Consider the following 9,634-nt stretch of genomic DNA (forward strand, 5'->3'; position numbering starts at 1 on the left):
TTGCTACATTGCACCGGACGAAGGAAATTTTAGCGAAACATGGCTTTTCGTTTAAAAAATCGTTAGGACAAAATTTTTTAATCGATTTAAACGTATTAGGAAACATCGTCGGAGCAGCTGGATTAACGCCGGAGAGCGGCGTACTCGAGATCGGACCAGGAATCGGCTCATTGACGGAACAATCGGCGAAACAGGCGAAAAAAGTCGTCGCTCTTGAAATCGATCAGCGTCTATTACCGATTCTTGACGATACACTTTCACCGTATCCTCATACGAAGGTCATTCACGGTGATGCCCTTGAACTGGATCTTTCGACGATCGTCGCAGAAGAGTTCACGCAAGAAGGCATCACTGACATTGCCGTCGTCGCGAACCTCCCGTATTACGTCACGACACCGATCATCATGCGGATTCTCGAAGCGAAAGCACCGTTTCGGACGCTCGTCATGATGATTCAAAAGGAAGTCGCTGAACGAATCGGTGCAAAACCGGGCACGAAAGCATACGGTTCTCTATCGATCGCGATTCAGTATTATGCGGAAGCTGAAGTCTGCTTCACGGTTCCAAAACAAGTCTTCATCCCAGCACCAAACGTTGATTCAGCTGTCATCCGTTTGAACATTCGAAAAGAGCCAGCGGTACAGACGCAAGATGAGGCCCTCTTCTTCGAAATCGTCCGAGCAAGTTTTGCACAACGTCGGAAAACGATTCTGAACAACTTGACGACACACTTTGGGAAGACAGAAAAGGCGGCGGTCGAAGCGGCATTGTTAGAAGCTGGAATCGAACCACGTCGTCGCGGAGAAACGCTCAGCCTGCAGGAATTCGCACAGTTAGCGGATGCACTTTTGCCAATTAAAAAACGTTGACGGATACGATTAGAACAGATATAATATTTCCCCTTTCTAATATTTATTTAATATGCTATAATAAATATTAGTGAGGTGAAGCGTATGCCAAAGACGTTGAACGAAATCAGACATGTTTTCGAAACACATGTTGGTGAAAGACTGACGCTAAAAGCAAGCGGCGGTCGTAAAAAGGTCGTAACCCGAATCGGAACGCTCGTTGAGACGTATCCTTCGGTGTTTGTAGTCAAGCTAGACGCAGAGCGCCACAATGTCGAGCGAGTTTCTTATAGCTACGCCGACGTGCTAACAGACTCCGTACAAATCGAATTTGCGAATTCGTAAACTTACCTTCCGAAGCGGACAAAATGTTCGCTTCTTTTTTTGTGGAAAGGTTGATACAATTCCTACAGGAAACGAACTAGAGGAGGAACGGCACGATGACGATTATTGTAAAGGCTCCGGCCAAGATCAACCTAGTCCTGGATGCGACGGCAAAGCGCCCGGACGGCTATCACGATGTACATATGGTGATGACGACAGTCGATTTGGCAGACCGTCTAGAATTGACGGAGCTGCCGTCAGGAGAAATTCGCATGAATGCCCAGCATGCTTACGTTCCAAACGACGAACGTAATCTTGCGTATAAAGCAGCAGCGATCTTAAAAGAAAAATACGACGTCAAGACGGGGGTCGAAATCTTTTTAGAGAAACACATCCCGGTCGCAGCGGGACTTGCTGGTGGTTCCAGTGACGCGGCAGCGACGTTACGCGGTTTGAATGAGTTATGGCAACTCGGCTTGACGCTTGAAGAGTTGGCGGAAGTTGGCGCAGCGGTTGGATCTGATGTTCCGTTTTGTGTCATGGGTGGAACAGCGATTGCAACAGGTCGCGGAGAGAAGCTAGAAAAACTTGTCTCACCACCACCATGCTGGGTCGTTCTTGCCAAACCGACGATTGGTGTCTCGACGGCTGACGTCTATGGTGCTCTCGACTTGAACACGGCAAAACGTCCGAACGTCGAAGCGATGATCGATGCGGTGAAGGCGCAAGATTTCCAAGGCATTTGCCAGTCACTCGGGAACGTTCTCGAATCGGTCACGTTGCCGATGCACCCGGAAGTCGAGCAGATCAAGGAATTCATGACGAGTTGTGGCGCAGAAGGCGTCTTGATGAGCGGAAGTGGTCCGACAGTCTTTGCGTTGACGGAACACGAGAATCGGGCACAACGTCTCTATAATGGATTACGTGGCTTTTGTAACGAAGTCTACGTCGTTCGTCTTTTAGGCGAAAACCATTGATAATATCCGTATGAAAATGATATATTCACTATTGAATATTCGGAATTACGGAGAGGTGGAACAAAACAAATGAAAATTCGGAGAAGTGGTCGATTGGTCGACATGACGCGGTACTTGCTTGACCATCCCCATCATCTCGTCTCATTGACGATTTTTGCAGAACGCTACAAATCGGCGAAATCGTCGATCAGTGAAGATTTAGATATCGTCAGCGAGATGTTAGAACATGAGGGAACGGGTCGTCTCGTCACGGTACCAGGTGCTGCGGGTGGCGTCATGTTCATCCCGACGTGGAGCAGTAAGAAGGCGTTACCGTTCATCGATGATCTATGTGAACGTGTCGCACGTCCAGATCGACTGTTACCGGGGGGATATCTCTATTTGACGGACTTACTCGGGGATCCGAAGATGGTCAAACAAATGGGGCAAGTGTTTGCATCTGTCTTTAGCCAAAAGAAAGTTGATGTCGTCATGACGATCGCGACGAAAGGGATTCCGCTTGCTTATGCGGTCGCTGAGCAACTGGGTGTGCCGTTCGTCATCGTGCGTTCAGATAGTCGTGTCACGGAAGGATCAACAGTCAGCATCAACTATGTCTCAGGGTCTTCAAAAGCGATCCGGACGATGGCACTTGCGCGTCGGAGCTTGCCGCGTGGAGCGAACGTCTTATTGATCGATGACTTCATGAAAGCTGGCGGAACGATTCGTGGAATGATGAGTCTCTTGAGCGAGTTCGAAGCAAAGGTTGCAGGTGTTGGGGTCTTGATCGAGGCAGAGGGTGCTGAGAAGAAGATGGTCAACGAATACGTCAGTTTAATGAAATTAGCGGACGTCGACGTCGATCTCGGTCAAATCCAAGTCAAGCGTGGAAACGTCGATCACTATTTCTCGGAAGCCGAGACTACCTGAAATTGACAGCCGCATGGATTGTAACTATACTGTAATTATCAAACTTTTGGAAATTATGCGTAAAAAGATTGGGAAAGACTAAACCTTTATTTGTTTTAAGCCGTAAGTAGAAGTAGACAACGAAGAGTTGTGACAACGGTTAAAGGGGTGCGGACAAAATGAACGTTACGGACGTTAAAATTCGTCGCGTCGTGGCAGAGGGTCGAATGAAAGCACTTGCCTCTATTACGCTCGACCACGAATTCGTGGTACATGATTTGCGTGTCATCGAAGGGAATAGTGGTCTCTTCGTCGCCATGCCAAGCAAACGAACGCAAGAAGGTATCTTCCGGGATGTCGCTCATCCAATCAATGCATTAATGCGAAAAAAGGTCGAAGATTCAGTACTCGAAGCTTATGCGGCACGTGAGGAACAAGAAGAAGGCATCGGTTACGAAGTCGCTTCTGTTCAAACGACAGATCAAGTATAAGGAAAAAGACAGCTTTTCTCTTCTTGGGAAAAGCTGTCTTTTTTCTCGTTTTTTCCTCGATTCCGCTTCGTCCCATCATTGAATAACGGTGCCGTTTTCGTTATAGTTGGAACGAGTGTACTATTTCAGAACGAAATCAACACTAATTTACGTGGAGGAGCGACAAGGATGAATCATTTCGCGGTAATTCTAGCAGCGGGTAAAGGAACTCGGATGAAATCGAAGCTTTACAAAGTACTTCACCCAGTCGCTGGGAAACCTATGGTACAGCACGTCGTCGATCAATTAGCGACGCTCGGCGTCAAGCGACAGGTCGTCATCGTCGGTCACGGTGCGGAATCCGTCAAAGAAGTGCTTGGCACATCGGTGGAATACGCACTTCAAAGTGAGCAGCTTGGCACAGGACATGCTGTTCAAATGGCAGAACCCGTACTTGGGAACGAACAGGGAGCGACACTCGTCGTCTGCGGCGATACACCGCTCTTGACGAGCGAGACATTAGCTTCATTGTTACAACATCATACGGAGACGAACGCAAAAGTGACTGTCTTGACGGCACTCGCTGACGATCCGACTGGTTACGGACGAATCGTACGCGGTGAAGACGGAAACGTCTCGAAAATCGTCGAGCATAAGGATGCGAATGCAGAAGAACTCGCGATTCGTGAAATCAATACTGGTACGTATGTCTTTGATAATGAGATGTTGTTCGCGACGCTGAAGCAGGTCAAGAACGATAACGCGCAAGGTGAGTATTACTTACCAGACGTGATTGAGATTGCAAAGGCAGCAGGCGAAACAATCGCAGCGTATGCGGCACCTACGTTCGAAGAGACAATTGGTGTCAACGATCGCGTCGCACTTGCGCAAGCGGAAACATCGATGCGCAAGCGGACGAACGAGTACTGGATGCGTCAAGGTGTCACGTTCGTTGATCCGTCTTCGACGTATATCGGACCGGATGTCACGATTGGTTCAGATACTGTTCTTTATCCGGGAACGCAATTACTCGGTCAGACGGTCATTGGTTCAGAATGTACGATTGGTCCGAACTCGGATATCCGTAACAGTGAAGTGGCAGATGGTGCCATTGTTCGTCAATCCGTCGTCACGGACAGCAAAATTGGTCCAGCAGCGCAAGTCGGTCCATTCGCGCATTTACGTCAACAAGCAGTTCTCGGGGCGAACACACGCGTCGGAAACTTCGTTGAGATCAAGAAATCAACATTCGGTGAAGGTAGCAAATCAGCCCACCTGAGCTATGTCGGAGATGCGACGATCGGAGAGAACGTCAATCTCGGTTGTGGATCGATCACGGTCAACTACGATGGAAAAAATAAATTCCAAACGATCATTGAGGACGATGCCTTCATCGGCTGTAACGTCAACTTGATCGCACCGGTCACGGTCGGAAAGAACGCCCTTGTTGCTGCCGGATCAACCGTCACGGATGATGTGCCGGAAAACGGTCTCGCGATCGCACGGGAACGTCAAACGACGAAACCCGATTATCGTTAATTCATTACTTGTCGCTCTACTCGTCTAAACCCAAACAAATGGAGGCCACCTACACATGTCTACTGTCTTAGAACATGAAATTCGTATTTTCGCACTCAACTCGAACAAACCACTGGCAGAGGAAATCGCTAAAGTCATCGGAATCCCGGTCAGCGAAAGTTCAGTCAAACACTTCAGTGATGGCGAAATTTCGATGAACATCGAAGAAAGTGTCCGAGGGGATGATATTTACATCATTCAATCGACAAGCCAACCAGTCAACGAAAACCTGATGGAACTTCTCATCATGATCGATGCACTGAAACGGGCGTCTGCACGGACAATCAACGTCGTCATTCCGTATTACGGTTATGCGCGTCAAGACCGCAAAGCACGTTCACGTGAGCCAATCACGGCGAAACTCGTTGCGAACTTGCTTGAAGTAGCAGGGGCGACACGCGTCGTGACGATGGATCTCCATGCAGCACAAATCCAAGGGTTCTTCGATATTCCAGTAGATCAATTGATGGGTGTACCGCTTCTCGCTTCATACTTCGAGAAAAAGAACATCGATCCAAACGAACTCGTCATCGTTTCTCCAGACCATGGCGGTGTCACACGGGCACGTAAATTAGCAGAACAATTAAAAGCACCGATCGCGATCATCGACAAACGCCGTCCGAAACCGAACGTCGCAGAAGTCATGAACATCGTCGGTCAAGTCGATGGCAAGATTGCCATCATCATCGATGACATCATCGATACAGCGGGTACGATCACACTTGCAGCGAACGCTTTGATCGAAAACGGAGCGAAACAAGTCTATGCATGTTGTACACACCCTGTTCTTTCGGGTCCAGCAATGGAACGGATCGAGAACTCAGCGATCGAAGAACTCGTCGTCTTGAACACGATCGACTTGACACAACGCGAATGTGCAAGCAAAATCAAACAAATCTCTGTAGCACGCTTGCTTGCAGAAGCAATCATCCGTGTACACGAACAGAAATCAATCAGCCCGCTCTTCAGCTGATTGCTTGATGCATACGAACGACGTGGTCCGGTTTATTGAAATCGGACCCTTGTTCGTTTACTTTTTTAAATAGAAATGAGGAATCGATATGAAATGTATCGTCGGATTAGGGAATCCTGGAGCGAAGTATGCGAATACGCGCCACAACATCGGTTTTCTTGCGATTGATGCCTTAGCGGAGAAGCACGGGATCAAGCTTTCAGAATCGAAGTTTAAAGCCCTCTTCGGAACGGGAATGATAAACGGAGAACGTGTCGTGCTCGTCAAGCCATTGACGTATATGAACTTATCAGGTGAAGCGGTGCGACCGTTACTTGATTTCTATAAAATTGCGGTCGAAGATGTGCTCGTCATCTATGACGATCTGGACTTGCCGCTTGAGAAACTACGGTTGCGTTCAAAAGGCAGTGCAGGCGGTCATAACGGCGTCAAGTCGTTGATCCAGCACCTCGGTACGCAGGAGATCAAGCGTCTTAAGCTCGGCGTCGGTCGACCACCGGCACCCATCCAAGTCATTGACTGGGTGTTAATGAATTTTTCGAAGGCAGAACAAGGAAGTTTGCAACACGTACTCAATGCGTCTGTCGATGTAGCGACAGACTTCATAGACACACCGTTTCTCGCTTTGATGAATCGGTATAACTGAACGCAACGCTTTGGGGTTCCAAAGCGTTTTTGCTGTCGTGTTTTAGGAGGAAGAAGATGAAACAATTACAAGAACTCTTACTAGCGATTCCTGAAATCAAGACGGTTCGGGAACGCTTCCGGGACGGTGTCAACGCTCAGTTGATCACCGGTCTGATGAACAGTGGGAAAGCATTGTTCGTCGCCGGGATTTATCAGGAGACGAAACGTCGATTCGTACTCGTGACACATAATATGTTCCAAGCACAAAAACTGTACGATGATTTGATTGAACTTGTACCGGAAGAAGACGTCATGCTCTATCCGGTCGATGAGACGTTAGCAGCAGAACTTTCTTATGGCGCAAGTCCAGAACTGCGGGCGACGCGGATCGAGACCCGTCATCGTTTACTGACGACGGACGACGGAATTTTGATCATTCCGCTCGTCGGTTTACGCCGATATGTTCCGGATGCACAGACGTTCCTGTCACACGTCAAACAAGTGAAGCCGGGCGACATCTTATCGATTCCGGACTTCGTCCAAGATTTAGTCGATGCGGGGTACGAACGGACAGCGACCGTGACGACACCTGGTGAGTTTGCTGTTCGCGGAAGTATCATCGATATTTATCCGCTCACGGTCGAACGTCCATACCGGCTCGATCTATTCGACGAGGAAGTCGACTCGATCTATACATTCGATGCGGAGACACAACGCTCACTCGGTGTCGTCGCAGAAGCATGTTTGATGCCAGCGGCGGAACATTTCGCGACGAAGGATCAGTTGAAGGACGCGGGTGAAAAAGTCCGTCGTCTTTATGAGGCGACGAAAGAGCGCGTCCAAAGTACGGAAGTCCTCGCGGCACTTGAAGAGGGAATTGCTTATGACGTCGAGTTGCTAGAAAACGGCGATCGTCCGAAACAGTTCGCGAAGTATGCACCGATCCTCTACACGTCGACGTTACGTCAAGACGTGACGGGAAGCGTCTTGATCGTCGATGAAGTCGCACGGGTCGAAGAAGCGGCGGAAGTCCAGGATGCAGAGGAAGCAGAATGGATGGCGTCTCTCATTGAACGCGGACAAAGCGTCAGTGATTACGTCCTGTCCGTTCCGATGGCACATGTCTTTGAAGGACAACCATTGTTGTATCTCTCGCTCCTACCGACTCGTCGGAGCGGGGTACCGGAAAGTGCGGCAATCCATTTCAGCATCAAACCGATTGCACCGTTCCATGGTCAGATGGAACGCCTGAAGCAAGAAGTCGAGCGATATCGTCGCGCTGACATGTGGATGGTTTTCTTAGCGAGTAACCGAGAACGTGCCGAGCGGATGCGTCAGACGTTATCCGATTATGGGGTCGAAGCCTCGATCGTAACGAAAGAAGGCATCACTCGTGGTCAACCAGCAATCCTGATTGGGGGAATTCATGGTGGATTCGAGATGACGAATGCGCGTCTCGTCGTCATCACGGAAGAAGAAGTCTTCAAGCAACCAGCGCGTCGCCGGAAGCAAACGACGAAGCTGACGAACGCTGAACGGATTAAGAGCTACCAAGAATTGAAGACAGGCGATTACGTCGTTCATATTCATCATGGGATTGGTCGGTACCACGGCATCAAGACGATTGATGTAGCCGGTAATCATCAGGACTATCTCCATCTCGTTTACGCGGGAGAGGACTCGTTGTATGTTCCTGTCGATCAGATCGACTTGATTCAAAAGTATGTCGGGGCTGAAGGGAAAGAGCCGAAGATCTATAAACTCGGCGGGACGGAATGGAAAAAGGTCAAAGCGAAAGTCCAGAAATCGGTCGAGGATATTGCTGATGAGTTGATCAAGCTCTATGCGGCTCGCGAGGCTGCCGTCGGTTTTGCGTTCCCAGAGGACGACGATAACATGCAAGCATTCGAGGCTTCGTTCCCGTATGAGGAAACGGTCGATCAATTACGATCGATTGCCGAGATCAAGAAGGATATGGAACGTCCGCGTCCGATGGATCGTCTATTATGTGGCGACGTTGGATACGGGAAAACGGAAGTTGCGATTCGAGCAGCGTTCAAAGCGGTCATGTCTGGAAAACAAGTCGCGTTACTCGTACCAACGACTGTCCTTGCACAACAACACTACGAAACGATGCTTGAGCGATTCAGTGAATGGCCGATTCGTGTGTCGGTCATGAGCCGGTTCCGTTCGCCAGCAGAATTAAAGGCGACGAAACAAGGTCTAAAAGAGGGAACGATCGATGTCGTCGTCGGGACACACCGTGTGCTGTCGAAAGACGTCCAGTTTGCTGATATCGGATTATTGATCATTGATGAAGAGCAACGATTCGGTGTAAAACACAAAGAACGTCTGAAACAGTTGAAGACGAACGTTGACGTCTTGACGTTGACAGCGACACCGATTCCGCGGACATTGCACATGTCGATGATCGGGATCCGTGATCTCTCGGTCCTTGAGACACCGCCGGAAAACCGGTATCCGGTTCAGACATACGTCATGGAATACGACGGAATCGTCATGCGAGAAGCGCTCGAACGAGAACTCGGCCGGGGTGGACAAGCGTTCTTCTTGTATAACCGGGTCGAAGGCATCGAGCGAAAGGCAGAAGAGATTCGCGCGCTCGTACCGGAAGCGAGGATCGTCACGGCGCACGGTCGGATGACGGAAACCGAACTCGAAAGTCAGTTGATCGCGTTCTTCGAAGGGGATGCAGATGTTCTTGTCAGTACGACGATCATCGAGACAGGAATCGATATTCCGAACGTCAATACGTTGATCGTTCACGACGCGGATCAAATGGGACTATCCCAACTGTATCAATTGCGCGGTCGTGTCGGTCGTTCAAGTCGCGTCGCCTATTCGTACTTTACGTACCGTCCGCAAAAACGATTGACGGAAGTCGCAGAAAGTCGACTGCAAGCGATCAAGGAATTCACGGAGCTCGGT

The 9,634-nt window shown here is 49.3% G+C and carries 9 protein-coding genes; all 9 read left to right on the top strand.

The genetic code is table 11. The features are described 5' to 3' along the window. Positions 1-869 (top strand): 16S rRNA (adenine(1518)-N(6)/adenine(1519)-N(6))-dimethyltransferase RsmA (rsmA, locus tag F8N00_RS12845; RefSeq protein ID WP_421018347.1); only part of this gene is annotated, 869 nt, incomplete at its 5' end. Positions 870-953: 84 nt separating this feature from the next. After that, entirely contained in the window at positions 954-1,193 is a 240-nt protein-coding gene (locus F8N00_RS12850) for a Veg family protein (RefSeq protein WP_012368950.1), read from the top strand. 95 nt (positions 1,194-1,288) lie between these two features. After that, on the top strand, positions 1,289-2,149 hold the full coding sequence (gene ispE / locus F8N00_RS12855; RefSeq protein WP_058713009.1) for a 4-(cytidine 5'-diphospho)-2-C-methyl-D-erythritol kinase: 861 nt from the start codon (positions 1,289-1,291) through the stop codon (positions 2,147-2,149). Positions 2,150-2,218: 69 nt separating this feature from the next. Continuing rightward, a complete protein-coding gene (gene purR, locus F8N00_RS12860) occupies positions 2,219-3,058 on the top strand; it encodes a pur operon repressor (RefSeq protein WP_023466544.1) in 840 nt (279 codons plus the stop codon). Between the two features lie 158 nt (positions 3,059-3,216). Next, positions 3,217-3,528 carry a septation regulator SpoVG gene (gene spoVG, locus F8N00_RS12865; RefSeq protein WP_023466546.1) on the top strand — a complete coding sequence of 104 codons (312 nt, stop codon included), beginning with the start codon at positions 3,217-3,219 and terminating at the stop codon, positions 3,526-3,528. A gap of 168 nt (positions 3,529-3,696) precedes the next feature. Next, entirely contained in the window at positions 3,697-5,046 is a 1,350-nt protein-coding gene (gene glmU, locus F8N00_RS12870; protein WP_023466548.1) for a bifunctional UDP-N-acetylglucosamine diphosphorylase/glucosamine-1-phosphate N-acetyltransferase GlmU, read from the top strand. A 55-nt stretch (positions 5,047-5,101) separates the two neighbouring features. Beyond that, positions 5,102-6,058: a ribose-phosphate diphosphokinase gene (locus F8N00_RS12875; protein ID WP_012368955.1), complete on the top strand. Its 957-nt coding sequence runs from the start codon at positions 5,102-5,104 to the stop codon at positions 6,056-6,058. Positions 6,059-6,146: 88 nt separating this feature from the next. Then, positions 6,147-6,704 (top strand): aminoacyl-tRNA hydrolase, encoded by a 558-nt coding sequence (gene pth, locus F8N00_RS12880; RefSeq protein ID WP_023466549.1) that lies wholly within the window; start codon positions 6,147-6,149, stop codon positions 6,702-6,704. Positions 6,705-6,760: 56 nt separating this feature from the next. Further along, positions 6,761-9,634, top strand: a 2,874-nt coding sequence (mfd, locus tag F8N00_RS12885; RefSeq protein ID WP_421018348.1) for a transcription-repair coupling factor, incomplete at its 3' end; no start/stop codon positions are given.

This window comes from Exiguobacterium sp. A1_3_1 (genome assembly GCF_048985645.1).
In the GTDB taxonomy this organism is placed as follows: Bacteria; Bacillota; Bacilli; order Exiguobacteriales; family Exiguobacteriaceae; genus Exiguobacterium_A; species Exiguobacterium_A indicum.

What these genes read in the sequence shown, in the direction of transcription:
- F8N00_RS12850 (WP_012368950.1), top strand. Translation starts at nt 954, where the DNA reads ATGCCAAAGACGTTGAACGAAATCAGACATGTTTTCGAAACACATGTT.
- ispE (WP_058713009.1), top strand. Translation starts at nt 1,289, where the DNA reads ATGACGATTATTGTAAAGGCTCCGGCCAAGATCAACCTAGTCCTGGAT.
- purR (WP_023466544.1), top strand. Translation starts at nt 2,219, where the DNA reads ATGAAAATTCGGAGAAGTGGTCGATTGGTCGACATGACGCGGTACTTG.
- spoVG (WP_023466546.1), top strand. Translation starts at nt 3,217, where the DNA reads ATGAACGTTACGGACGTTAAAATTCGTCGCGTCGTGGCAGAGGGTCGA.
- glmU (WP_023466548.1), top strand. Translation starts at nt 3,697, where the DNA reads ATGAATCATTTCGCGGTAATTCTAGCAGCGGGTAAAGGAACTCGGATG.
- F8N00_RS12875 (WP_012368955.1), top strand. Translation starts at nt 5,102, where the DNA reads ATGTCTACTGTCTTAGAACATGAAATTCGTATTTTCGCACTCAACTCG.
- pth (WP_023466549.1), top strand. Translation starts at nt 6,147, where the DNA reads ATGAAATGTATCGTCGGATTAGGGAATCCTGGAGCGAAGTATGCGAAT.